The following is a 23,108-nucleotide window of genomic DNA, read 5'->3' as shown; positions in this document are numbered from 1 at the left end:
ATGAACTCGCTCACTGCGGCCTTCCCGCTCTTCCTCCTGCTCGGCTCGATCATCGTCTTCGGTGTCGGTCTGTGTCTGTTCCGGTTGCTGTGGCAGTTCCTCGGGGTCGGGGTGAGTGCCGTGTGGCAGGGGCTCGGGCCCCGGCAGGCGGGACAGTCCGATCAGCGGGTGCCGGTCGTGGGGGCGGGCGAGCCCGCTCATCTCGGGTACTGGTGGCGGCAGATGCGCGTCGACGCCGTCTCGGCCGCCGGATACGGGATGCGGGTCGTCTGGACGAGGTTCTCCGACCCGTGGATGGGGCGGTTCGTACGGAACCTGTTCCACGGCATGCGTCCCTCGGGCATCCGTGGCAGCTCGCCCGGCTCCCGCTTCCTGCTGGTCGTCTTCGTCGGGCCCGGCGTCGCCCTGGGCGCCCTGCTCGGCGCCTCGCTCGCCACCGTCGTCCTCGGCGTCGTCCATGCCGTGTTCGCCCTGCTGCTCGGCCTGGTCTGGCTCGGCTGCGCGGCGGCCGTACCGGTGCTGCGGGGCGTGGAGCGCGGGTGGCTGCTGGTGCGGGGCGTGCGCGTCAAGTGCCCGTACCCGGGCTGCTATCGCCCGGTGCCGCTGGCCGTGCACCGGTGCCCGGACTGTCCGGCCGAGCATCGTGCGCTGCGGCCGGGACGGTACGGCGTGCTGTGGCACGCGTGCGCGTGCGGGCGCCGGCTGCCGACGACCCGGCTCGCGGGGCGCGGCAAACTGGCCGCGCTGTGCCCGCACTGCGCCCGGTCCCTGCCGGAGACGGCCGGTACCACCAGGGTGGTGCACGCACCGCTGGTCGGCGGCACGTCGTCCGGCAAGACCATGCTGATGGCGGCCATGGTGGAGGGCCTGCACGCATGGGCCCGGCGCGGCGATCTGAGCGTCGAGTACGCCTCCGACGACGACCGGCGTACGGCCGCCGACCTCAACCAGGAGCTGAAGCAGACCGGTTGGGCCCACGCCACCACCGGCGGCCAGCCGCGTGCGCTGATGCTGACCGTGACGCGCGGGCGGCGGCGCAGACTGCTGTATCTGTACGACCCGATGGGCGAGTCGGTGAGTGAGGCCGACCGGGTGCGTGCCCAGGGGTACTTGGCGCACGCGAACGGCATCGTCCTGGTCGCCGACGTCCTCGCCGACCCCAAGGTGCGCGGCAGGCTGAGCGCCGACGATGCCGGGCGGGCGGGGGCCGCACGTCCCTCGGCGCAGGGGCCCTGGGAGACGTATCAGCGGCTGATCGGTGAGCTCACGGCGCTGGCCGGCCGCCGCGGGCGGCTGTCGGCGGCGACGGTCGTCACCAAGCGGGATGTGCTGGACCAGCTGTCCTCGCTGCCCGTGGCCGGTGCGCGGATCGACACCTGGCTGGAGGAGGTCGGCCTCGGCGGCCTCGTGCGCGCCCTCGATCACGACTTCCGGGCGGCGCGCTACTGGTCCGTCAGCGCCCATGCGGCCACCGGCACCGGACCGCTGGAGCCCGAGCAGCGCAGGGCGGCCGAGCCGGTGCTGTGGCTGCTCGCGGACTCGGGGCTGCGGACCGGGGCCCTGATCGGGCCGGGCGCGGGGGCGGGCGGCAAGGAGCGCAGGCTGCGGCTGCGCGGCGGCGAGAAGGAGAGGAAGTACAGCCCGGCATGACGCAGGTGACCAGACCGATCGGGCGGGGACGGTGGATGGCGGCAGGCCTGTTCGTCGCCTCGCTGGTGCTGACGGCGGCCGGGGCGGTGCTGCTCGCGCTGTGGCTGCTGCCCTGATCCCCCGAGCGGGGGGAGCTCCCGGCTCCCCGACGCGCGGACATCCCAACCACCGGAAAGGACAAGCGAAGTGAGCGACATTCCCGGCGGGCCGATGGCGAACCGGCCGGTCCACTTCATCTGGCTGCTCGACTGCTCGTACTCGATGCAGGGCGAGAAGATCGCCAGACTCAACTACGCGATCAGGGAAGCGATCCCCGAGATGCGTTCCGTGGCCCACGACAACCCGGCCGCCCAACTGCTGCTGCGCACCATCACGTTCTCCACGACGGCCCAGTGGCACCATCCGACGCCCGTCCCGGTGGACGACTTCACCTGGCAGGACGTCGAGGTGGACGGCATGACCAACCTCGGCGAGGCGTTCACGCTGGTCTCGCGGGAGCTGCAGAGCCCGCCGATGCCGCAGCGGGCGCTGAAGCCGGTGCTGGCGCTGGTGTCGGACGGGGTGCCCACGGACGACTGGAAGGCGGGCCTGAAGGCGATCGACGCGACACCGTGGGGCCGTAAGGCGGTGCGGGTCGCCATCGCGATCGGCGCCGACGCGGACCGCTCGGTGCTGCAGGAGTTCCTCGGCAACCCCGAGCTGCAGCCGTTGGACGCCAACAGCCCCAAGCAGCTCGCGGCGGCGATCCGCTGGGCGTCCACGGCGGCGGTGAAAGCGGCCTCGCAGCAGATGGCGAGCTCGGCGGACTCGGCCGTGAAGCAGCCGTACGCGCCGCCGGTCCTCGACGACGATGACGACGACGTGTGGTGACCCTCGGGGTGCGGCGCTGGGAGACGCTCGGCGACAGCGTCCAGGGGGTCAACAAGCGGGTCAACCAGGACTGGTACGCCTGCGAGGGCACCGGCGCCGGTGACGACCCGCTGGTCCTGGCGGTGGCCGACGGGCACGGTTCGGCCGTGCACGCGCGCAGCGGGCTAGGGGCGCGGTTCGCCGTGGACCGGTTCCTGCTCCGTGGGGCCGAGTTCGGGCGGGTCGCCCGGGACTGTCATGAGCCGGGGCGGCTGGCGCGGCTGATGACGTACGCCCGCGACGACTTCCCGCGGGCCCTGGTGCAGGACTGGCGGGAGGCGGCCCTGGGCCACTGGGACCGGCACCGTCCGGTCGCCGACGAGGGGGCGAAGGAGCCGGAACAGGACCAGAAGCTGGCGCTGTACGGCACGACGCTGATCGGCGCGGTGCTCACGCCGTGGCTGTTCGTGGCGTGGCAGATCGGCGACGGCGATCTGGCGGTCGTCGAGCACGACGGGGTGCTGCGCCGGCCGCTGGCGCCGTCGGAGGAGGACCTCGGGGACGAGACGGAGTCGCTGTGCGGCCGGCAGGCCTGGCGTGCGGTGCGGATGCACTGGGCGCCGGTGTTCGACGAGGCGCGGACCCCGCGGCTGGTGGTGCTGTCGACGGACGGGCTGTCGAAGAGCTTCGCGTCGGCGGACGGGTACCGGGAGTTCGTGGCGGGGCTGGACGGGCGGCTGACGGCCGAGGGCAGTGCCGGGGTGCGGGCCTCGCTGCCGGAGTGGCTGGGGCAGGCCTCGCAGTACTCCGGCGACGACACGACCCTGGCGGCGGCGCTGCGCCCCGTCGGTCCGGTGGGCGAGGACACCGAGCCCGTGGCGGACGCCGGGGCCATGGATACGGAACGGAAGACGGAGACGTAGAAGATGAGCGGCATGCTCGACAGCGGGACGCGGCTGACCGCGGAGAACGGCGACGAGGTCGAGATCATCGACATGCTGGGCGCCGGCGGCCAGGGCGAGGTGTACCGGGTGCGGACTCCGGGCGGTGAGAAGGCGCTCAAGTGGTACTACCCGACGTGCGCCACACCCGAGCAGGAGGCGATCGTCAGGGAGCTGGTGGGCCGGGACTTCGATGACGACCGGTTCCTGTGGCCCGAGGCGTATGTGCGCGATCACCGGGGGTCGTTCGGCTATCTGATGGCGGTGCGCCCGGACCGCTTCAAGGGGCTGCCGGATCTGTTCCGGCGCCAACTGCGCACCAGCACAAGGGCGCTGCTCACGGCCTGTCTGTACACGGTGGAGGCGTACCAGGCGCTGCACTCGCGCGGTATCGCCTACCGGGACATCTCCTGGGGGAACGTCTTCTTCGACCCGGCCACGGGTGACGTGCTGGTCTGCGACAACGACAACGCGGTCGTGGAGGGCGACGTCAGCGGTATCTCGGGGACGATGAAGTTCATGGCGCCGGAGCTGGTGCGCGCCGAGCCGGGGGCGCGTCCGGGCACCCAGTCCGATCTGCACTCGCTGGCCGTGCTGCTGTTCATGCTGCTGATGAACCATCACCCGCTGGAGGGCCGCCGGGAGTTGGGCATCCACTGCTTCGACGAGGCGGCGGAGAAGCGGCTGTACGGCAAGAGCCCGCTGTTCGTCTTCGACCCGGCGGACGGCTCCAACGCGCCCGATCCGATGGAGCACGCGACCGTGCTGGCGACGTGGGACGCGGCGGTGGGGACGCTTCAGGAGCTGTTCCGGCGCAGCTTCACGACCGGGCTGCACGACCCGGCGGCCCGGGTGCGGGAGAGCGAGTGGCGCAACGCGCTGCGGGCGGTGCTGGACTCGGTGGTCGAGTGCGCCGCCTGCGGCCGGCAGAACATGACGGAGCCGGGTGAGAACCCGCCGTCGCGGCCCTGCTGGGGATGCGGGGCGCAGCTGGTGCTGCCGCCCCGGCTGACGGTGACGACGCCTCCGCCGCGCGCCCAGCACCACATCCGGCTGCGCCGGGCGGCCCGCGTCCAGGCGCACCATCTGCTGCCGGAGCCGACGCGGCACGACTGCTCGGACGCGAGCCTGGTCGCGGAACTGGTCGAACACCCCAGCAAGCCGGGCCGCTTCGGCATCAAGAACCACTCGAAGGACACCTGGACGGGCACCCGCTCCGACGGCACGTCCCAGCGGATCGGCCCCGGCCAGACGGTCCCGCTGCGCTCGGGCCTGGAGCTGGAGTTCGGGGGCGGGGTGCGGGCGGTCGTCAAGGCGAGATGACCGCGGTGGTACGGCCGGGCCGGGCGCCCCGCAGGACAGGTGGGGGCGCCCGGTGTCACAGTCCGAGCACGCGGCCGATCTCCTGGACCAGGGCCAGGCTGCCGCTGCCGGCCGCCACGCCGATGCCGATGGTCTCCAGGGCGGAGCGGATCCGGCCGCGGTCGGCGGTCCGGCCGTCCTGTCCGGTGCTGGCCAGCTCGCCCTGGATGACCTGCGCCTGCGGCACGAGCGCCGGGTTGTCGGCGCGCAGCCGCTCGACGAGCTGCTCCGCGAGGCGCAGGACCGCGGCCGGGTCGGCGCCGTTGTTGATCTCGATGCGTCCGTGGTCGCCGATGTTGGCCGGACCGTTGATGTTGCGGATGTTGAACGTGCTCATGTCCCGCCTCCTGTGATGTGCGCGGTTCAGGGCCTGGCCGGGGGCTGGCCGCCGCCCTGCTGCCCCGCAGGACCGCTCCCCTGCGGTCCGCCCGGGTGGTTGATGGTGCCGCCGGTGCCGATGTTGCTGGGGCCGTTGACGTTGTTGATGTTGTAGGTCTGGGTGATGATCTGCTGCGCCTTGTCGAACGAGCTGGTGTCGATGTTGTGGTCCTTCAGGAACCGCTCGGTCGCCGTGAGCACACCCTGCTGGAGCCGGTTGAGGAAGTCCGCCGCGTCGGTGAGCTCGTTGTGCCCCGCCTGGTCCCAGTCGCCGTACCGCTCACGCAGGCTGTCGGGGGCGCCGTAGTCGTAGATCACATGCTGCTTGGTGATGTCCCGGCGGAGCTTGCGCAGGAACTTCGCGGAGCGGCGCCGCCTCCGGCCGCGTTCGTTGATGCGCCGCGGAGCGCCGCTCAGCTCGGGCCACAGGCGCAGCGTCGCGTGGGCGACCAGGCTCCGCCAGCGGTCGAAGGGCGCCACCGGCAGCCGGTCCACCACATGGAAGCGGCCGTGCAGCGGCGGTATGGCGTAGACGGCGACCTCCCAGCTCAGGCTGGGCCGGTTGAGGATCGCCCGGACGTACATGGACACCACCATGCGTCCGCCCTCGCCGACCCGCTCCAGGCACAGATGGGTCCGCATGGCCGCGCCGGGGCGTTGCAGGCCCGCCTGGACGAGCTGCTTGGGGATCTGGGCGCGCGGCCGCCGGGTGCGGTCGGGCACGAGGTCCGGGAGCAGGTAGGCGTGGCTGCCGAGGACGTAGAGCCGGTTCCTGGCCCGCAGGCCGTCCAGACCGGAGATCTTCTCCATCTCGCGGGCCACATAGGTGTGCAGGTCGATGGCGTCGAAGGGCAGCATCGGATGGGTGCCGCCACCCGACGCCGCGGCGGGCTTGCTGATGTCGATGGGCTGCCACACGACGACTTTCCCGAGCTGGATGTGGCCGCTGCCGACGAACGGCTTGTCGAGCGCGGCCTGGTCGGCGTACGGCAGCACGTTGGCGCGTTTGAGATCGTTCAGCCACGCCTCCGCCTCGGGTTCCACGGGCGGGGCGAGTTCCTCGGCCTTGTCCTGGCCGTGGAGCACCCGCTGCGCCGCGACACGCGCCCGGGACTCGGCGTGGTGAATCAGCCACCAGGTGGCGGCGAGGACGCCGAGCAGGCCGTAGAACCCGGCCTGGACGACCGTGCCGTGGCCGCCGACCTGTCCCCACAGGAGGGCGAAGAGGGAGATCACCAACAGGGCGCCGAGTCCGGCGAGTTGCCGATCGAGCGCCTCCCGTCGCCGCACGGCCACGCGCGCGTGCCGGGCCAGCGCGACGAAGTTGATGCCGAGGGTCAGTCCGATGGCGTCCAGCCGGTCGCCGGTGAGTTCGCGGTCGACCTCGGCGGCGAGGTCGTCGTCCAGATGAGCCGATGCGCACAGCCGCCGGGTCACCCCGTCCTTGCGGTACTGCGGCAGCGACGGTAATGCTCTGCCCACCACGGTGACCTGCCCTTCCTGCCGAACTCGCGCGCTTCACCCTAGGGACAACGCCCGCTATGTGTCTCGGAGTTGGGCCAAGTCGCCATAAGAGGGTCAGCGTGTGCCGGCGAGCGCCTCGTCGGCCCGTCGCACCAGCTCCCCCACCGGCATCGATCCCGCCTCCCGTCGCTCCCGTGCGAAGGTGTTGGCGAGGTGCTGGAGGAGTTCGTTCAGCGGGGTCGGTACGCCGTGCAGACGGCCCAGGAGGGCGATCTCGCCGTTGAGGTAGTCGGCCTCGATGGTGCCGGTGCCGCGGGTGAGGGACTGCCAGGAGGAGCCGCCGCCGCGCGGGGTGCCGTCGAGCGGGACGAGGGTGACCTTGTCGCCCCGCACGGCCTGCTGTTCCTCGGCGCTCGCGTAGGCGATCCCGGCGGCGTCGAGCACGGCCGTACCCTCGGCCCGCACGCGCCGCAGCAGCGCCGTCGCCTCCTCGTCGGCGACCGGGCCGGTCACCGCCTCCAGTGCGTTGCCGAGGTTGCCCAGCAGTTTGGCGTACTGCCAGCGCGCCACGTCCGCCACGACCGGTGCCTCGAAGTGCGACTTCCCCAGGTCGGCGGCGACCAGGCGGGCGGTCTCGTCGGTGCCGTGCGGGTGGCGGCCGAGATGCAGGATGCCGGTGAGGGGGCGGCCCGCCGCGGAGACGACGCCGGGTTCGACGTAGGTCGACGGCAGCCAGACGCAGACGCCGTACACCCGCCGGAAGAGCCGCAGGGCGAGGCGCTGGCTCTCGACGCCGTTCTGTGCGCAGAACAGCGGCAGGCGCTCGGCCGCCGTGCCGCCGCCCGCGACCGGTACGGCGGCCCAGGCCTGCAGTGCGGCCACGCTGTCCTGTGTCTTGACGGCGAGGACGAGGACGTCGTCGGGCCGCAGCTCCCCGAGCGCGCCCGGCCCGTCGGCGACCGGCAGCCGGTGGACGAGCTCACCCTCCGGAACCCTGAGCCGCAGGCCGTGCTCCCGTAGGGCCTCGAAGTGCGCGCCCCGCGCGACCAGCACGACCTCGTGCCCCGATCCCGCGAGCCGCCCGCCGACGACTCCGCCGACCGCTCCGGCCCCGATGACGATGTAGCGCACGGTCACTTCCCCTCGGCGTTGAACGGCGTCCCCTGGTGGAAGTACATCTGCCACCCGTCGCCCGTCCGCCGCCACAGCGAACTGCGGTGTGCGTGCCTGCCGTTGTTCTCCGTGTCGAAGGTGAGGTGGACGACATCCGGTGCGAGGCGGACGCCCTCGATCCCGGACGTCACGACGTAGCGGTCCACCGGATCGGTGTCCCCGGGCAGGCGGGCCATGGTCGACGCCCGGTCCCAGCGCCGGCCCGACGCGCCGAACTCGTGGAACTCGGGGTGCAGCAGCGATCCGAGCAGTTCGGGCGAGCGGCGGACCTCGGGGTCGAGGAGGCGCAGCTCGCCCTCGATGGCGGCCGTCACGGCGGGATCGCGGTCAGTCACTGGTCAGCTCCACGAGTTTGACGACGGTGTTCCAGTTGCGGCTCGTGGCGATCAAACCCTTGTTGAGGCGGGGGCGCGACAGGATTTCGGCGAGCTTGGAGCGGCCGAGGCCGTTCGGGGCGTACAGGTACAGCGCGCGGTCGCCGAGCCGGAACTCCTCCGGGAGGAAGGCCGCCTGGTCGATCTCCGCGAAGCGTTCGGCGTCCACCGGGGCGGAGAAGTAGGTGACATGGAGCTGCTTGGGCTCCAACTCGGCTGCGGGGAAGGGGCAGTTGTCGGCGATCGCCCTGAGGTAGGCGTGGTCGCGCACGATCACGTCCACGGCGAAGCCGAAGTGCTGTTCGATCGCCGACGCGACCTCGGCGGCCAGGGACTCCTCGTCGCCGCGGTCGGCGGAGAACACGGCCTGACCGCTCTGGAGGTAGGTGCGTACGCCGTCGAGGCCGAGGCCGGTGAGCAGGGTACGCAGATCGGCCATCGGGACTTTTCTGCTGCCGCCCACGTTGATCCCGCGCAGCAGCGCCGCATACGTCGTCGTCATCCGGCCACCTTAAGGGCGGCCGTCGTGCCCCGTGGGGGTGGGCACGACGGCTGCCCAGGCCCGTAAGTTACTGATCGGTCAGCACGATGCACAAGCTCTTCCCCCTGATCCACGCCCCCGACCCGGCCGGATAGATGTAAGGGGCCGCAGTCCTACCCAGTGGGGAGGGCTCGGGGTCCGAGCGGATGAGTTCCGGCCGCCCCACTTCACCGGGGAGCACGACGAGATGCCTTTATCCGGCTCATACCTTCGAAACGAAAGGTGGAGGCAGGGGGCCGCCACCGCAATCAAGGGGGCAAGCCCGTCATGGGGAACGGAGACATGCGAGTGCGGGGACTCGCCGCTCGCGCCGGCGGCTGGAGCGCCCGGCATCGATGGGCTGCCGTCGGCATCTGGGTGCTGTTCGTCGTCCTGGCGATGGGGCTCGGCTCGGCGGCGGGCCGGGTCGACGTCAAGGACAGCGACCAGCTGAAGGGCGAGACACACACCGCCGCCAAGATCATCGAGGACGCCGGGATCGAGGAGCCGGCCAGTGAGACCGTCCTGATCCAGGCCAAGGACGGTTCGCTCAAGGCCACCGACAGCGAGTTCCGGTCCGCCGTCACCGCGGTCGTCGACGCCGTCGAGGGCACCGGCAAGGCCACGGACGTGACCTCGCCGTACGACACGAAGACGATCTCCAAGGACGGCCGCAGCGCGCTGGTGCAGTTCGACATGCGCGGTGACTCCGACACCGCGGGTGAGCGCGTGGAGCCGGTGCTGAAGGCCGTCGAGGACGTCCAGAAGAGCCATGGGTCGCTGCGGATCGAGGAGATCGGCGGCGCGAGCATGATGAAGACGTTCGACGACGCGTTCGGGGACGACTTCCAGAAGGCCGAGTACTCCGCGGTGCCGGTGGCCCTCGGCATTCTGCTCATCGCCTTCGGTGCGCTGGTGGCGGCCCTGCTGCCGGTGCTCCTCGCGGTCACCGCGATCATGGCGACGATGGGCCTGATGGGCATCGTCAGCCATGTGATGCCGATGAGCGACACCGCCAACTCCGTGATGCTGCTGGTCGGTCTGGCCGTCGGCGTCGACTACTGCCTGTTCTATCTGCGCCGTGAGCGCGAGGAGCGCCAGGCCGGACGGGACCCGCAGACCGCGCTGAAGGTCGCCGCCGCCACCAGTGGCCGCGCGATCATCGTCTCCGGCGTCACGGTGTGCGTGGCGATGGCGGGCATGCTGTTCACCGGTCTCGCCGAGTTCGAGGCGATGGGCCTCGCGTCGCTGATGGTCGTGGCGGTCGCCATGGTCGGGTCGGTGACCGTGCTGCCGGCGCTGCTGTCGCTGCTGGGCGAGCGGGTCGAGAAGGGCAAGATCCCCTTCCTGCACCCGGAGAGCCGACTGCGCCGCAACCGGGGGCGCGGCAACCGCGAGAGCCGGTTCTGGACGGCCGTACTGAAGGGCGTGCTCGCCCGGCCGGTCATCTCGGTCGTCGTCGCGGCCGGTGCGCTGCTCGCCATCGCGGCCCCCGCGCTCGGCATGAAGACCCAGCAGCTCACCCTGGACAAGGAGTTCGGCGACTCGCTGCCCATCGTGCAGACGTACAACCGGCTCAACGCGGCCTTCCCGGGCGGCTCCGAGCCGGCCGAGGTGGTCGTCAGGGCGAACGACATCAACGCTCCCGAGGTGAAGTCCGCGCTCGCCGACTTCCGTGAGCGGGCGATCAGTTCGGGTGCCTCGCGCGGCCCGGTCGACATCAAGCTGCACGACGACCAGAACGTCGCCTTCGTCTATGTCCCGCTGGTCGGCGGCTCCGACCTCGACAAGGCGGGCGCGAGCCTGGAGAAGCTGCGTGACGAGGTGCGCCCGGCCACGCTCGGCAAGGTGGACGGCGTCGAGGCGCCGATCACCGGGCAGGTCGCCGGTTCGAAGGACTTCAACGACCAGCTGGCCGGAGCGGTCGTCCCGGTCTTCGCGTTCGTCGTGGTCTTCGCCTTCGCGCTGATGCTGCTGTCGTTCCGCTCGCTGACGATCGCCGTCACGTCGATCGTGCTGAACCTGCTGTCGGTGGGCGCGGCGTACGGCATCCTCGTCGCCGTCTTCCAGCACGGCTGGGGCGCGTCCCTGGTGGGCGCGGAGGGCGTCGGCGCCATCATCACCTGGCTGCCGCTGTTCCTCTTCGTGATCCTGTTCGGCCTGTCGATGGACTACCACGTGTTCGTGGTCTCCCGGATCCGCGAGGCGCGGCTGCGGGGCCGTACGACGAAGGACGCGATCCAGCACGGTGTGGTCACCACGGCCGGTGTCGTCACCAGCGCCGCGGTCATCATGGTCGCCGTGTTCGCGATCTTCGGCACGCTGTCCATGCAGTCCATGAAGCAGATGGGTGTCGGCCTCGCGGCCGCGGTCCTCATCGACGCGACGATCATCCGGGGCGTGCTGCTCCCGGCGGTCATGGCGCTGCTGGGCGAGCGCAACTGGTACCTGCCGAAGTGGCTGCACCGCCTGCCGGACCTGACGCACGACGAGGCCCCCGAGGCCGTGACACGTGGGTCGGCCCGGGACGACGAGGGTGAGCGGGTGCCTGTCTGACCCCGTCCTCCCGACGAGCAGGGCCCGTTGACCACAGGGGAGTCAACGGGCCCTGCTCATGGGCGTGTTCACTCACGCTTCGCGTACGGCGGCCAGTTCGGCCTCGATCAGGTCGGCGGCCCGCTCGGTGCCGCCCTCGTGGGCCATGTCCGCCTGGATGTCCTTCAGACGGCGGGCGACCTCGGGGTCCTCGACCACGTCGAGGGCGATCTCGCGCAGCGCCTCGGCGGTGGCCTCCTCCGTCGGGACGTGCCGGGCGACGCCGAGCGCCTGGAGCATGTCGGCGTTGCCGAACTGGTCCACGGCCTGCGGTACGGCGATCATCGGGGTGGCCGTGGCCAGCCCCTCCTGGCTGCCGCCGGCGCCCGCGTGGGTGACGAACAGGTCGGCCTGCTTCAGGATCGCCAACTGCGGCACCCAGGACCGCACTTCGACGTTGGCAGGCACGTCTCCCAGTTCGGCCGGGTCGACGTGCCGGCCGACCTGGAGCACCAGGTGCCAGCCCGGCAGCTCGCCGAAGGCCTTGACGCACTCCCGGTAGAAGGCGGGCTGCTTGGTGAAGGCCGACCCGAGGGAGACGAGCGCGACCTTCTCGGCGTCGGCGGGCCGCTGCCAGTCGCCCTCTGCGGCCCGGTCGCCCTGGCAGGCGCCGACGAAGGAGTGGACGGACTCGTCGACACGGTCGGCGTTGGGCTGCAGCGCCCTCGGGATGAGGACGATCGAGCGGTCGGGGCGGCCACCGAACGCGTCGGGGTCCGGGGTGAGGCCGTTCTCCTCCAGCCAGGTCCGGAACCGGCGGTAGTAGGCCTGTCCGCGCTCGGTCTGCTTCGGCTCCGCCCACATCGGCTCGGCGACCTCCTCCTCGTAGCCCTCCCAGGCGACGAGGTTCGGCGAGAGCGAGACCGCGGGCACGCCCCAGCGGTGGGCGAGGACGCGGGCCGGGTACGAGGTGATGTCGTGCAGGACGAGGTCCGGCTCGTCCCCGTCGTACGCCTCGATCAGCTGCGGCAGCGCCTGGATCGCGTCGGCCAGGAACGGCTCGACGTTGTCCAGCAGGGTGCTCCCCCAGGCCTCCGGGTCGGCATCGGGTCCGGGCAGGGTGGAGTGCCAGAGTCTGGGTTCGGCCCCGGTCCTTGCGACCTTCTCGGCGAAGGCCGGGGGAATGGCGTAGGTGACCCGGTGCCCACGCGCCACGAGCTCGCGGATCACTTCGAGGCTGGGGTTCACGTGGCCGTGGGCGGCGATCGAGAACATGGCGATGTGAGCGGGGCGGGCGGTGCGCGTGGGTGTGGTCATGCCCGGGAGGCTATGCGAGACGATACGTATCGTGCAACTTGGTTTCGCTGGCCCGGCACCTTGTGCGGGCCCTCAGCGCTGGTAGCGCGCCAGAACCAGGTTCCCGTCCTCCTCCAGGCGTTCGCGCAGTTCGGCGAGGTCGATGGCGCCGCTGTAGTACTCCTGGAAGGCGGGCGTGGCGACCTTGTCCTTCCACTCCGGGTAGCCGCGTACGGACTGGGCGGGCGCCGAGCGCAGGTGTGCGGCGAGGGCGGTGCCGGTGGCCCAGTCGTTCTCGGTGGTGTGCAGGGCCGGGTCCTTGAGCGCCTCGGTGCCGGTGGGCAGCATCCAGTCGCCCAGCGCGAGCCGCACCATGTTGTCGGGGCGGAGCAGGAAGTCGATGAACTCGGCCGCCTCCCGTTTGTGCGGGCTGTCCTCGGCGATGGAGAGGGTCTGCGGGCTGACGCCCTGGGTGAGCCCGTCGGCGCCCGCGGGGGCGGGCAGCACCTGCCAGTCGAAGCCCTTCGGTGCCTGCTGCACGATCTGCTGGCGGTAGGAGAAGCCGAGCGGGACCATCGCGTACCGGCCGCCGAAGAAGCCGGGCAGGGTGTCCGAGCCGCCGCTGCCGAGGGTCGTGGGCGAGGCGCTGTGGTCGATGTTGGCCTGGTCGTGGACGGTGCGCGGCATGACCTCGTCGGGCGTCTCGAAGCGGACGGTGACCTTGTCGTCGGCGCCTCGGTGGAAGAGCTGTCCACCGGACGAGAGGGACAGGTTGAGGGTGGCGGAGACCGGTTCCTTGAGCGGCCAGGCGACGCCGTACCTGCCGTCCCCGCTGAGCTCTTCGGTGATCGTCCTGAACTCGGCCCAGCTCCACGGGCGTTCCGGAGTGGGAATGCGTACGCCCGCCTCCTTCAGCCATGTCGCGTTGGCGATGAGCACCCGCGGCTCCTGGAGGAACGGCACGCCGTAGATCCCGTCCCCGAAGGTCGCCGTCTCCCAACTGCGCTGCGGGATGTCGGACTTGAGCCGCCGGGGCAGCAGGTCGGTCAGGTCGGCGAGGTAGCCGCCGTACGCGAAGTCGGCGAGGTCGTCCGAGGCGTCGTGGATGATGTCCGGCGCTTCACCGCCCTCGAAGGAGGTGAGCAGCTGGTCGTGGACGCCGTCCCAACTGCCCTGTACGTACTCGACCCTGACGTCCGGATGGGCCGCGTTCCACTCCTCGACCAGCTCCTTGTTGGCCTCGACGGACTCCTCCTGCCAGGCCAGGGACTGGAAGCGGAGGGTGATCGGGCCGCCCGCGGTGTCACCGCCGTCGCCGCTGCACCCGGCGAGCAGCAGGGTGAGGGTGGCCACCAGGCTCGACAGCACTCTCGTACGCATCAGTTCTTCACCGCCCCGGTGAGCATGCCGCCCGTGATCCGTCGCTGGATGACCGCGAACACGACCAGTGAGGGCAGTGTCGCGAGGAACGCGGCGGCGGCCAGCGGGCCGAGGTCCGCGACGCCCTCCGCGCCGATGAAGTGGGTGAGGACGACCGGCAGGGTCTGCTTCTCCGGGGTCTTCAGCAGGACGAGCGCGAAGAAGAACTCGTTCCACGCCGTGACGAACGCGAACATCGCCGTCGCCACGATCCCCGGCGCCAGCAGCGGCGCGGTCACCGAGACGAGGGTGCGCAGCCGTCCGGCCCCGTCGACGGCCGCCGCCTCCTCCAGCTCGGACGGCACGGCACGGACGTACCCGACGAGCATCCACAGCGCGAACGGCAGCGCCCACACCACGTACACCATGATCAGTCCCGGCATCGAGTTGATCAGCCGCAGGTTCTTCAGCACCAGGAACAGCGGGATGATCACCAGCACGAGCGGAAACGCCTGGCTGACGACCACCCAGCCGGTCGCCGCCCGCGCGAGCCGGGTGCGGTGGCGGGCCATGACGTACGCCATCGGGGTCGCGAGGAGTACGGCGACGAGGGCGGCGCCGACCGCGGCGATCAGGGAGTTGAGGGCGGCGTGCAGGAGGGGCTGTTCGTCGAAGGCCTGGCGGAAGTTGGCGAGGGTGGGGTCCTTCGGGATCCAGGTGGGGTGCAGGTCGGCGAGCTCGCGGGGCGGTTTGAAGGCGGTGGAGATCAGCCAGAGGAAGGGGAAGACGAGGAAGAGGAGGTAGGCGAGCAGGGCGGCGTACTGGCCGATACGGCCGGTTCGGCTGGTTCTCATGACTCGGCTGGTCCTCGTGGCTCGGCCGGCGCTCATGCGTCGCCACCTCCCCGCAGCCGTCCGACCAGGAAGACGGCGAGGAGGAGGGAGATGACGGCGACCATCACACATCCCATGGCGGCCGCGTAGCCGAACTGGCCGTAGCGGAAGGCCTCTTCGTAGGCGAAGAGCATGGGCAGGCGGGTGCGGCCGCCGGGGCCGCCGTTGGTGAGGACGTAGACCAGGGCGAAGGAGTTGAAGTTCCAGATCAGGTTGAGGGCCGTGATGGAGAGGGCGACCGGCCGGAGCGCGGGCCAGGTGACCGTGCGGAAGCGGCGCCAGGCTCCGGCGCCGTCGACGGCCGCGGCCTCGTGGAGTTCGCGCGGGGTGTTCTGCAGTCCGGCGAGCAGGGTGACCGTGGTGACGGGCATGCCGGCCCAGATGCCCACGACGATGACGGCGGGCAGGGCGGTGGACAGTCCGCTGAGCCAGTCGCGGCCGTCGCCGAGGCCCAGGTCGCGGAGTGTCTCGTTGAGGATGCCGGCGTCGGGGTTGTAGACCAGCCGCCACATGACGCCGACGACGACCTCGGGCATGGCCCACGGGATGATCGCCAGGGCGCGGGCCAGCCAGCGCAGCCGCAGGTCCTCGTTGAGCAGGAGGGCGAGGCCGAGCGCCAGCAGGAACTGCGGCACGGTGACACCGACCGCCCAGACCAGGCCGATCCGGAACGACTCCCAGAACAGGGAGTCGTGCAGCAGGTCGCCGAAGTTGAGCGCGCCGATCCACCGGGTCGGTTCGGTGCGTCCGGACTGGGCGTCGGTGAAGGCCAGCAGGATTCCGTAGAGCAGCGGTCCGACGCTCAGGATCAGGATGGGGATCAGGGCGGGGAGTACGAGGAACCAGGCGCCGTGATCCGTGCCGCGCCGCCGCTCCCTGTCGTCCGGCGGGCGTCTCACCGGACGGCTCGGCCTCGTCATGGTCATGCAGACGCCGTACCCCGTGAAGGCCGCCCGCACGCTGTCCGACCTGTGGAAATGCAACACTGACGGGAACGAACAGGCCGGGCGGGACACGGAGGCGGACGGACGATGGACGAGGCACGGGCACGGGCCGTACTGGCCGCGGCGGGGGTACTGCCCGGACCAACGCGGGACGCGCGACTGCTCGCCCTGGGCGAGAACGCGGTGTTCGCCGCCGATGACCTGGTCGTCAAGGTGGGCCGGGACGCGGAGCTCCTGGAGCGGGCCGAGCGCGAACTGGACATCGCCGTATGGCTGGAGGCGGCGGACGTGTCCGCGGTGCGGGCCGCCGAGCCGAGGGCGCTGCTGGTGGAGGGGCACCCGGTGACGGTGTGGCACCGGCTGCCGGATCCGGTACGGCCCGCCGAGCCCCGGGATTTGGCCGAACTGCTACGGGTCGTGCACGCCCTGCCCGCGCCCTCGTTCCCGCTGCCGCCGCGGGAGTTGCTGGGCGGGGTGGAGCGCTGGCTGCGGTTGGCGGGCGATGCGATCGATCCGGCGGACGCGGCGTTTCTGCGGGAGCGACGGGATGGATTCGCGGCGGCAGCGGCGGGATTGACGCCCCGTCTGGAGCCGGGGCCGATCCATGGGGACGCGCTGCCGCGCAATGTGCATGTGGGAGCGGACGGGCGGCCGGTGCTGGTCGATCTGGAGACCTTCTCCTTCGATCTGCGGGAGCACGACCTGGTGGTCATGGCGCTGTCGCGGGACCGGTACGGGCTGCCCGCGGCGGATTACCGGTCGTTCGTCGGGACGTACGGCTGGGACGTGCGGGAGTGGGAGGGCTGCTCGGTGCTGCGCGGCGCGCGGGAGACGGCGAGTTGTGCGTGGGTGGCGCAGCACGCGCCGAGCAACCCCGAGGCGCTGGCGGAGTTCGAGCGGCGGGTGGCGTCGCTGCGGGACGGGGACGAGGAGGTGCGGTGGTATCCGTTCTGAGTTTCCGGTCCTTCCGGTCGGTGGGTCAGGACCCGCCGGTGGCCGCGGCGAGGGCCGTGAGGTCGTCCTCGTAGGTGAGGTAGCGGCCGGTGAGGGTGTCGGCCTCGCCCCGGATGAGGCGCAGCAGATTGCCCCCGCCCCCGTCATCCGTCCATACCACGAGGCGGCACGGCAGCGACGGACCCCGGGTCCTGGATGGTTCCCGCGGCGCGGCGCAGCTCGGCCAGCACCGTACGGACGGCTGCCCTGGCCGTGCGTTCGGGTCGATAGAGGGCGTCGATGTGGCGTCTGGCCCGGACCCCGCTCAGCGGTCTGAGGACGAGCGCGGGATGAGGACGCATCGTCCAGCGCGGCATCAGGGCAATGCCTCCCCCGGCCGCCACGACCTCGGCCGCCACCGTGAACTCGTTGATGCGATGGGCCAGTCGGAGACGCCGCCCGGCCGCGGCGGCGACGGCCTCGATGACCGCGAGCACCGGGAACCCGTCGTGCACGGTGATCCAGGGCTCGTCGGCCACGTCACGCGGGGTGACGCGGCGCTTGGCGGCAAGGGGGTGACCGACGGGCATGGCCACGTCCAGCGGCTCACGCAGCAACGTCGTCGCGGCCACCGTGTCCGGCCACGGCGGGGCGTGCTCCAGACGGTGGGCCAGGACGATGTCGTACTCCCGGGTGAGCCGGGGGAAGTCCTCCTGCGGTACGTCCTCGTCGGCCAGGATCGGCACCGGTCTGCCCGGACCGGCCAGCGCACCGACCAACGGCGGGAAGAACGCGCCGGCCGCGCTGTGGAACGCCGCCACCGTCACCTCCCCGTCCGGCCGCTCCACGAACGCCTCGACGGTGTGCCGCGCCCGCGCCAGCGCCGTCTCCACCTCGATGGCCGCGCCCGCCAGCGCCTGCCCGGCGTCGGTGAGCACGAGCCGGCGCCCCTGCCGCTCGGTGAGCGGCACCGGGATCGACCGCTGGAGCAGCCGCAGCTGCTGGGAGATCGCCGACGGCGTCACCAGCAGTGCCTCGGCGACCGCCGTGACACTGCCCAGTTCGCCCAGCTCCCGCAGGATCCGCAGCTGCCGTTCGTCCATCGCGCCAGTGTAGGACGATGATGTAGGGCTGCTAAATGATCGTTTAAGAAAGTGGTACTGGGCTTCAGGGTCCCCTCGGGTGCACCGTGGACGCGTGTCCGACGCCCGCCGCCGTACCGATGCGGTACTCCTCCTTGTCGCGCTCGTCTGGGGTTCCAGCTATCTGTCCGCCCAGACGGCCACCGCCGCCCTTCCCGTCCTGCTCGTACTGTTCGCCCGCTACGCCCTGTCCACGCTTGCCTGTCTCGGCCTGGTCGCCTCGGGGCGGCGGCGCGGGGCACGCCGGTGGACGCGGGACGAGCTCCGGACGGGGCTGCCCCTGGGGTTGACCCAGGCGGCGGTCCTGCTCGTGGAGACATACGGCGTCGCCCACACCAGCGCCGCCAACGCCGGCCTCATCATCAGCCTGACCATCGTCCTCACCCCGCTCCTCGACCGCGGCGGCCACCGCGGCGCACTGCCCGCCTCCTTCTTCGCCGCGACCGCTGTCTGTGTCCTGGCCGTCGGACTGCTGATGTCCGGCAACGGCTTCGCCGAGCCCCGTCTCGGAGACCTGCTGATGCTGGGCGCCGCGCTGATCCGGGCGGTGCATGTCGCGCTCGTCGGCCGCCTGACCGCGGGGCGGGCGATCCGCCCGCTGCATCTGACGACCGTGCAGACCCTCGTGGGCACGGCCCTGTTCCTGCCGTTCGCGGCCCCCGACCTGGCGACGCTGTGGCACTCCGCCCCGGCCACCTGGGCCCAACTGGTCTATCTCGCCCTGCTCTGCAGCGTGTTCGCCTTCCTCGCCCAGACCTGGGCCGTACAGCACACCTCCGCCAGCAGGGCCAGTCTGCTGCTGGGCACCGAGCCGGTCTGGGCGGTCGCGGTGGGCGTGACCCTCGGTGCCGACCACCTCACCCCGCTCACCGGCGTCGGCGCGGCCTTGATGCTCGCCGGCACGTACTGGGGCCAGGCGGTGGAACGGGCCCACCGCCGCCCCCCCGACCCCCCGATTCCCTGCTCCCCAGCACCCCCTTGGCCCCGACCTCGACCGCGACCTCGACAAGGACTCCGCATGCCCGAGCACCCCACCACCCAGCACGCCACTTACGACCAGCTGATCTCCCTGCTCGACTCCTCCTCCGTCGACTACCGCCTCATCGACCACGCCCCCGAAGGCGCCACCGAGGCCGTCTGCGCGCTGCGCGGACACCCGGCTTCCGAGGCCGCGAAGTGCATCGTGCTGCGGGTCAAGGTGGACCGGCGCACGACGCGCCACGTCCTCGCCGTCGTCCCGGGAGACCGACAGGTGGACCTCGACGCCGTCCGGGCGCTGTTCGCCGCGCGCTACGTCGGCTTCAGCGACGCGGAGACCGCCGAGCGGCTGGCCCACGCGGTGCCCGGCACCGTGCTGCCGTTCAGCTTCGATCCCGACCTCGAACTCGTCGCCGACCCCGACGTCCTGGCCCAGCCCAAGCTGTACTTCAACGCCGCCCGCCTCGACCGCTCACTCCTCATCTCGGGCGCCGACTACGAACGACTGGCCAAACCCCGCATCGAGCACATCGCGGCGTCGGCATCGGCGTAGCGGGGAGCGCCCGGCAACGGCGGGACAGAGCGCGCCCGGCAACGGAGTAGTGGAGACGCCCGGAACCGGCGCGACGGAGGACGCCCCGCATCGGCGGCCATAACGGACGGCACCCCGCATCAGCGTGATGACGCGCCCGCGCCGGAACGAGACGGCCGCTGCCCTCCCGTCAGCCGGGACGCGGCACCGCCCGCCCGCTCTCGGCTCAGATCGCCTCGCCCCCCACCGGCTCCCCCGTCGGCTCCCGCAGCGGCCACGTGCTGTCGATCACCGCTGTCGCGTCGCCCTTGCGGCGCAGGAAGTTCTGGAAGTCCGCCGCCCACTCGGCGTACCACTCGATCTGGCGGCGGTGCAGTTCCGCCGGGCCGAGGGCCGCGATCTTGGGGTGGCGGACGGCTATCGCACCGGCGAGCCGGGCGGCGGCGAGGGCGTCGGCGGAGGCGTCGTGGGCGGCGTCGAGGGCGATGCCGTACTCCCGGCAGACCGCTTCGAGGTTGCGCTTGCCGCGGCGGTAGCGGTCGGCCCAGCGGTCGATGGTGTAGGGGTCGATGACCGGGGCGGGGTCGATGCCGCCCAGGCGGTCGCGCAGGGACGGCAGTCCGTACCGCCGCAGTTCGGCGGAGAGCAGGCTCAGGTCGAAGGCGGCGTTGTAGGCGACGACCGGCACGCCCGTCTTCCAGTAGGTGACCAGGACGTCGGCGATGGCGTCGGCCACCTGGTCGGCCGGGCGGCCCTCGGCGGCCGCGCGTTCGTTGCTGATGCCGTGCACCGCGACCGCGTCCGCCGGGATCTCCACGCCCGGATCCGCCAGCCACTCCTTGCGCCCTATGGGCTGCCCGTCCCTGACCTCGATCACGGCGCCGGTGACGATGCGCGCCTCGCGCGGATCGGTCCCGGTCGTCTCCAGGTCGAAGCCGATCAGCAGCTCACGGTGCCAGCCCATGGGCGGTCCCCCTTCTTGGTGGTGCGTTCCCCCAGTGGTCTCCACCTTCCCATGCGCCACTGACAATCAGAGGACCGCATTCCGCTTACCCGACGGACACTTCAGGACACCGGTCGCGAATCCGCCCACATCAACTCGAACTCCTCGCGATACGTGGGGAAAAGCCCGCCTTCGTCGATCTCGTCCGACTTGACCACCCTGGCGCCGTTGCGCAGCACCAGCACCGGTGCCTCCAGCCCTCGTGTCCGCCGCAGATAGGTCTGCACGACCGCGATCCCGTCGGAGCCGTCGCCGTCCACGAGGTAGGCCGTGAAGCGGGGCGTCTCGTCGAAGACCTGGATCTCGAAGGCGCCGGGGTCGCGCAGCCGGGACCGCACCCGGCGCATGTGCAGGATGTTCATCTCGACCGCACGGCTCAGCTCGCCCCGCTTGATGCCGAGTTCACGCTCGCGCCGCTTGACCGAGCTGGAGGCCGGGTTCAGGAACAGCAGCCGCACCCGGCACCCGGACTCGGCGAGCCGCACCAGGCGCCGCCCGGAGAAGTTCTGCACCAGCAGGTTGAGGCCGATACCGATGGCGTCGAGCCTGCGGGCACCGCCGAAGATGTCCTCGGCCGGGAACTGGCGCAGCAGCCGTACCCGGTCGGGGTGGACGGCGACCACGTCGGCGTACCGGTCGCCGACCAGGTCCTCGACGGCGTCGATGGGCAGCCGGCGCGCGGAGGGCACGTCGCCGCCGCCACCGAGGACCTCCAGCAGCCGCGCCGAGGCCCGCTCGGCCTGGTTCAGGACCGCCTCGGACAGGGCCCGGTTGCGGGAGACTACGTTGCGCGTCACTTCGAGCTCGTCCAGGGCGAGTTCGACGTCCCGGCGGTCGTCGACGTAGGGCTCGAAGCACGGCCAGTGCTGCACCATCAGCTCGCGCAGCTGCGGCAGTGTGAGGAAGCTGAGGACGTTGTCGTCGGCCGGGTCCAGCAAGTAGCCCTTGCGGCGGCTGACTTCGCGTACGGCGACGGCGCGCTGCACCCATTCCTGGCCCGCCGGTCCGGCCGCGGCGACCACCCACTCGTCGCCGTGGACGGGCTCGTAGATGGGACGCAGAACAGCGGCCACGACCGCGCGCAGCCGCTGTTCGACGAGGTTCAGCCAGATGTAGGCCCGGCCCGCCCGCTGGGCGCGCGTACGCACCTCGCGCCAGGCGTCGGTGCCCCAGTCCAGCTCCGGGCCGATGGAGTTGGTCTCCATAGGCCTGGCCAGGGACACCGTGCCGGGTGGGACCTCTGTGGAGTTCCCCTCGTGACCCTCGTCACCAGGGGGCAACTCCAGCCCTCCCGAGCCCACCCGCGCACCGCCTTCCGCTCCCCCGAGCACTCCCCGTCCCAACGATCAAGGAAGGGTACTCCGGGAGCGGTGGGCGGTGCAGCCGGATGGACAGGGTCGTTTCTCAACTATCCCGGCCGACGTGCCCGTTGATGCCCTTGAGGTCGGCCGGAGTGAGCGGATTCATAGCGGTGACGTCACGCGGGACGATGGAGAAGCCCTGCCAGTGGACCGGCATCGGCTGCTGGTCCTCGTCCCGCACGATGTGGTGGAAGCCCACGTTCATCCAGACCACGGGGTGAGTGAGGGACTGTCCGTTGACCCACTTGTCAACGTCCTTGGGGTGTCCGGCAGGGCAGGCGCCCAGGTTGCCGCTGGCGTACTGCTCGCACTTGTTGTACTCGGTGAAGTACACGTCGTGCGCGGTGAAGGGGCGGCCCGGGTACTTGGTGGTGGAGCCCGGAACGAGCTCGTACGAGCGCGCGTGCCCGTCCTTGTTCTTGCCCGACTGGCTGACCATCCGCCACCAGCGCATGTTCTTGGCGTCGCCGGCGAGTTCCTTGGTGACCTTGGTGAGCGTCGTCTTGTTGGTCGGACCCCGGTCGCCCACGGCCGGGCTGACCTTCGAGTCGTACTGCTCGACGCGGGTCTTGGAGGAGCCGTCGAGGCCGAAGTCGAGCCGCCAGAAGACGTTGTGGCTGTGGCTGTCGGCGTAGTCCTTGGCGCCCTTGCCGATGGGCCAGCCGCGGCCGTCACCGGAGTCGTAGTCCTCGGGGGCGAGGCTGCCGGTCGCGCCGACGTTCATGGTGAGGGTGCCGTCGTCCTGGAACCGCCACTCGGTGATGTACTCGTACCAGCTCACCTTGTTGATGGTGTAGAGCAGCAGGTCCTTGCCCTGGGCCTGGTAGGTCTTGCCGATGCCGCCGTTCAAGGGCTCGGTCTGCAGGTGGTACGCGTGGCCGCGCGAACGCGTCGTGGCGCACAGGCCCTTGACGTCCTGGGACGCGGAGTACATGGGCTCGCGGACCTTGACGGTCTTGATGGTGCCGCCCGGGCATTCGGCGGGCTTCAGGTTCAGCAGGCCGTTGCCGAAGTTGTACTCGGTGACGTCGTTGTACTCGGCGTCGCCGTCGTCGTACGGCACATGGATCTGGGCGAGCTTGGCCTGGTTGAGGACCTTGATCGGCTGGGCCTCGCCGGGCGGCTGGTAGGAGATGTCCTCCAGGACGACCCCGGACGTGCTGTTGAAGCGCCAGCACATGCGCCAGGTGGTACCGGTGGAGAGCTTCTGTTCGATGCGGTAGGCCGCGCTGCAGTTGGGGGCCGGGGCGGCGGCCGACTTCGGCTGGGCGGCGGCCGGTCCCGCTCCGGTCGTCGCACCGGCGGCCAGCGCGGCCAGGGACAGGCCGAAGGCCGCCCCTCTGCGAGCACGGCTGATTCTGTTGACGCGCATGAAGAGGTGACTCCCTTACAGGAGGTGCGAGTTGGAAAAGTGAACGGAG

The 23,108-nt window shown here is 71.3% G+C and carries 21 protein-coding genes and 1 pseudogene; 8 read left to right on the top strand and 14 right to left on the bottom strand.

The features are described 5' to 3' along the window. The 4 genes from ACFWYS_RS23015 (at position 1) to ACFWYS_RS23000 (ending at position 4,763) form a co-directional block, all read left to right on the top strand. On the top strand, positions 1–1,650 hold the full coding sequence (locus ACFWYS_RS23015) for a hypothetical protein (protein ID WP_384771953.1): 1,650 nt from the start codon (positions 1–3) through the stop codon (positions 1,648–1,650). Positions 1,651–1,860: 210 nt separating this feature from the next. Then, entirely contained in the window at positions 1,861–2,520 is a 660-nt protein-coding gene (locus ACFWYS_RS23010) for a tellurium resistance protein (RefSeq protein WP_272122731.1), read from the top strand. Continuing rightward, positions 2,514–3,422 (top strand): protein phosphatase 2C domain-containing protein, encoded by a 909-nt coding sequence (locus ACFWYS_RS23005; protein ID WP_384771950.1) that lies wholly within the window; start codon positions 2,514–2,516, stop codon positions 3,420–3,422. Before ACFWYS_RS23010 ends, ACFWYS_RS23005 begins: the two co-directional genes overlap by 7 nt. 3 nt (positions 3,423–3,425) lie before the next feature. Then, positions 3,426–4,763 carry a protein kinase gene (locus ACFWYS_RS23000; RefSeq protein WP_384771947.1) on the top strand — a complete coding sequence of 446 codons (1,338 nt, stop codon included), beginning with the start codon at positions 3,426–3,428 and terminating at the stop codon, positions 4,761–4,763. Between the two features lie 55 nt (positions 4,764–4,818). Here ACFWYS_RS23000 and ACFWYS_RS22995 read toward each other — a convergent pair whose 3' ends face one another. The 5 genes from ACFWYS_RS22995 to ACFWYS_RS22975 all read right to left on the bottom strand — a co-directional run bounded on the left by ACFWYS_RS22995 (position 4,819) and on the right by ACFWYS_RS22975 (position 8,693). Beyond that, positions 4,819–5,139 carry a hypothetical protein gene (locus ACFWYS_RS22995; RefSeq protein WP_384771944.1) on the bottom strand — a complete coding sequence of 107 codons (321 nt, stop codon included), beginning with the start codon at positions 5,137–5,139 and terminating at the stop codon, positions 4,819–4,821. 26 nt (positions 5,140–5,165) lie between these two features. Continuing rightward, on the bottom strand, positions 5,166–6,662 hold the full coding sequence (locus tag ACFWYS_RS22990) for a hypothetical protein (RefSeq protein ID WP_384771941.1): 1,497 nt from the start codon (positions 6,660–6,662) through the stop codon (positions 5,166–5,168). Positions 6,663–6,758: 96 nt separating this feature from the next. Next, positions 6,759–7,775 (bottom strand): ketopantoate reductase family protein, encoded by a 1,017-nt coding sequence (locus tag ACFWYS_RS22985; protein WP_384771939.1) that lies wholly within the window; start codon positions 7,773–7,775, stop codon positions 6,759–6,761. Positions 7,776–7,777: 2 nt separating this feature from the next. Next, positions 7,778–8,152 carry a DUF4440 domain-containing protein gene (locus tag ACFWYS_RS22980; RefSeq protein WP_384771936.1) on the bottom strand — a complete coding sequence of 125 codons (375 nt, stop codon included), beginning with the start codon at positions 8,150–8,152 and terminating at the stop codon, positions 7,778–7,780. Beyond that, the gene (locus ACFWYS_RS22975) at positions 8,145–8,693 is read right to left on the bottom strand and encodes a DUF1697 domain-containing protein (protein ID WP_384771933.1); all 549 of its coding nucleotides are present in this window, start codon (positions 8,691–8,693) and stop codon (positions 8,145–8,147) included. Before ACFWYS_RS22975 ends, ACFWYS_RS22980 begins: the two co-directional genes overlap by 8 nt. Before the next feature lie 306 nt (positions 8,694–8,999). On the opposite strand from ACFWYS_RS22975, the gene ACFWYS_RS22970 reads away from it, so the two are divergent. Next, positions 9,000–11,267 (top strand): MMPL family transporter, encoded by a 2,268-nt coding sequence (locus ACFWYS_RS22970; RefSeq protein ID WP_384771930.1) that lies wholly within the window; start codon positions 9,000–9,002, stop codon positions 11,265–11,267. A 72-nt stretch (positions 11,268–11,339) separates the two neighbouring features. Here ACFWYS_RS22970 and mgt read toward each other — a convergent pair whose 3' ends face one another. The 4 genes from mgt to ACFWYS_RS22950 all read right to left on the bottom strand — a co-directional run bounded on the left by mgt (position 11,340) and on the right by ACFWYS_RS22950 (position 15,714). Continuing rightward, entirely contained in the window at positions 11,340–12,563 is a 1,224-nt protein-coding gene (mgt, locus tag ACFWYS_RS22965; protein WP_384771928.1) for a macrolide-inactivating glycosyltransferase, read from the bottom strand. A gap of 72 nt (positions 12,564–12,635) precedes the next feature. Then, positions 12,636–13,922 (bottom strand): ABC transporter substrate-binding protein, encoded by a 1,287-nt coding sequence (locus tag ACFWYS_RS22960; RefSeq protein ID WP_384771925.1) that lies wholly within the window; start codon positions 13,920–13,922, stop codon positions 12,636–12,638. Continuing rightward, a complete protein-coding gene (locus tag ACFWYS_RS22955) occupies positions 13,922–14,755 on the bottom strand; it encodes a carbohydrate ABC transporter permease (RefSeq protein WP_384771922.1) in 834 nt (277 codons plus the stop codon). The genes ACFWYS_RS22960 and ACFWYS_RS22955 overlap by 1 nt, the downstream gene beginning before the upstream one ends. A gap of 32 nt (positions 14,756–14,787) precedes the next feature. After that, a complete protein-coding gene (locus ACFWYS_RS22950; RefSeq protein ID WP_384772092.1) occupies positions 14,788–15,714 on the bottom strand; it encodes a carbohydrate ABC transporter permease in 927 nt (308 codons plus the stop codon). A gap of 111 nt (positions 15,715–15,825) precedes the next feature. On the opposite strand from ACFWYS_RS22950, the gene ACFWYS_RS22945 reads away from it, so the two are divergent. Beyond that, positions 15,826–16,692, top strand: a complete 867-nt coding sequence (locus tag ACFWYS_RS22945) for a phosphotransferase enzyme family protein (protein ID WP_384771919.1) — start codon at positions 15,826–15,828, stop codon at positions 16,690–16,692. A gap of 25 nt (positions 16,693–16,717) precedes the next feature. Here ACFWYS_RS22945 and ACFWYS_RS22940 read toward each other — a convergent pair whose 3' ends face one another. Continuing rightward, positions 16,718–16,852, bottom strand: coding sequence for a hypothetical protein (locus ACFWYS_RS22940; RefSeq protein WP_384771916.1), 135 nt, complete (start codon positions 16,850–16,852; stop codon positions 16,718–16,720). Then, positions 16,836–17,774: a LysR family transcriptional regulator gene (locus ACFWYS_RS22935; protein ID WP_384771913.1), complete on the bottom strand. Its 939-nt coding sequence runs from the start codon at positions 17,772–17,774 to the stop codon at positions 16,836–16,838. Before ACFWYS_RS22935 ends, ACFWYS_RS22940 begins: the two co-directional genes overlap by 17 nt. Before the next feature lie 94 nt (positions 17,775–17,868). Between ACFWYS_RS22935 and ACFWYS_RS22930 the strand changes: the two are divergent. Together ACFWYS_RS22930 and ACFWYS_RS22925 are read left to right on the top strand one after the other, a co-directional pair. Beyond that, positions 17,869–18,754: pseudogene (locus ACFWYS_RS22930) on the top strand (DMT family transporter); the annotation flags it as partial. Positions 18,755–18,831: 77 nt separating this feature from the next. Continuing rightward, the gene (locus ACFWYS_RS22925) at positions 18,832–19,344 is read left to right on the top strand and encodes a YbaK/EbsC family protein (RefSeq protein WP_384772089.1); all 513 of its coding nucleotides are present in this window, start codon (positions 18,832–18,834) and stop codon (positions 19,342–19,344) included. A 205-nt stretch (positions 19,345–19,549) separates the two neighbouring features. Here the strand turns inward: ACFWYS_RS22925 and ACFWYS_RS22920 are convergent, their stop codons facing one another. The 3 genes from ACFWYS_RS22920 to ACFWYS_RS22910 all read right to left on the bottom strand — a co-directional run bounded on the left by ACFWYS_RS22920 (position 19,550) and on the right by ACFWYS_RS22910 (position 23,059). Next, on the bottom strand, positions 19,550–20,287 hold the full coding sequence (locus tag ACFWYS_RS22920; protein ID WP_384771910.1) for a 3'-5' exonuclease: 738 nt from the start codon (positions 20,285–20,287) through the stop codon (positions 19,550–19,552). Between the two features lie 101 nt (positions 20,288–20,388). Next, positions 20,389–21,627 carry an SAV2148 family HEPN domain-containing protein gene (locus tag ACFWYS_RS22915; RefSeq protein ID WP_384772087.1) on the bottom strand — a complete coding sequence of 413 codons (1,239 nt, stop codon included), beginning with the start codon at positions 21,625–21,627 and terminating at the stop codon, positions 20,389–20,391. A 103-nt stretch (positions 21,628–21,730) separates the two neighbouring features. Further along, positions 21,731–23,059, bottom strand: coding sequence for a copper amine oxidase (locus ACFWYS_RS22910; RefSeq protein WP_384771907.1), 1,329 nt, complete (start codon positions 23,057–23,059; stop codon positions 21,731–21,733). Positions 23,060–23,108 lie beyond the last annotated feature (49 nt).

Source organism: Streptomyces sp. NPDC059010, from assembly GCF_042740355.1.
In the GTDB taxonomy this organism is placed as follows: Bacteria; Actinomycetota; Actinomycetes; order Streptomycetales; family Streptomycetaceae; genus Streptomyces.
The sequence above is the reverse complement of the archived record's forward strand: the minus strand, read 5'-3'. Positions and strand labels throughout refer to the sequence as shown.

Coding starts and splice junctions, on each gene's coding strand:
- ACFWYS_RS23015 (WP_384771953.1), top strand. CDS start 1: ATGAACTCGCTCACTGCGGCCTTCCCGCTCTTCCTCCTGCTCGGCTCG.
- ACFWYS_RS23010 (WP_272122731.1), top strand. CDS start 1,861: ATGGCGAACCGGCCGGTCCACTTCATCTGGCTGCTCGACTGCTCGTAC.
- ACFWYS_RS23000 (WP_384771947.1), top strand. CDS start 3,426: ATGAGCGGCATGCTCGACAGCGGGACGCGGCTGACCGCGGAGAACGGC.
- ACFWYS_RS22995 (WP_384771944.1), bottom strand. CDS start 5,139: ATGAGCACGTTCAACATCCGCAACATCAACGGTCCGGCCAACATCGGC.
- ACFWYS_RS22975 (WP_384771933.1), bottom strand. CDS start 8,693: ATGACGACGACGTATGCGGCGCTGCTGCGCGGGATCAACGTGGGCGGC.
- ACFWYS_RS22970 (WP_384771930.1), top strand. CDS start 9,000: ATGGGGAACGGAGACATGCGAGTGCGGGGACTCGCCGCTCGCGCCGGC.
- mgt (WP_384771928.1), bottom strand. CDS start 12,563: ATGACCACACCCACGCGCACCGCCCGCCCCGCTCACATCGCCATGTTC.
- ACFWYS_RS22960 (WP_384771925.1), bottom strand. CDS start 13,922: ATGCGTACGAGAGTGCTGTCGAGCCTGGTGGCCACCCTCACCCTGCTG.
- ACFWYS_RS22955 (WP_384771922.1), bottom strand. CDS start 14,755: ATGAGAACCAGCCGAACCGGCCGTATCGGCCAGTACGCCGCCCTGCTC.
- ACFWYS_RS22950 (WP_384772092.1), bottom strand. CDS start 15,714: ATGACGAGGCCGAGCCGTCCGGTGAGACGCCCGCCGGACGACAGGGAG.
- ACFWYS_RS22945 (WP_384771919.1), top strand. CDS start 15,826: ATGGACGAGGCACGGGCACGGGCCGTACTGGCCGCGGCGGGGGTACTG.
- ACFWYS_RS22935 (WP_384771913.1), bottom strand. CDS start 17,774: ATGGACGAACGGCAGCTGCGGATCCTGCGGGAGCTGGGCGAACTGGGC.
- ACFWYS_RS22925 (WP_384772089.1), top strand. CDS start 18,832: ATGCCCGAGCACCCCACCACCCAGCACGCCACTTACGACCAGCTGATC.
- ACFWYS_RS22920 (WP_384771910.1), bottom strand. CDS start 20,287: ATGGGCTGGCACCGTGAGCTGCTGATCGGCTTCGACCTGGAGACGACC.
- ACFWYS_RS22910 (WP_384771907.1), bottom strand. CDS start 23,059: ATGCGCGTCAACAGAATCAGCCGTGCTCGCAGAGGGGCGGCCTTCGGC.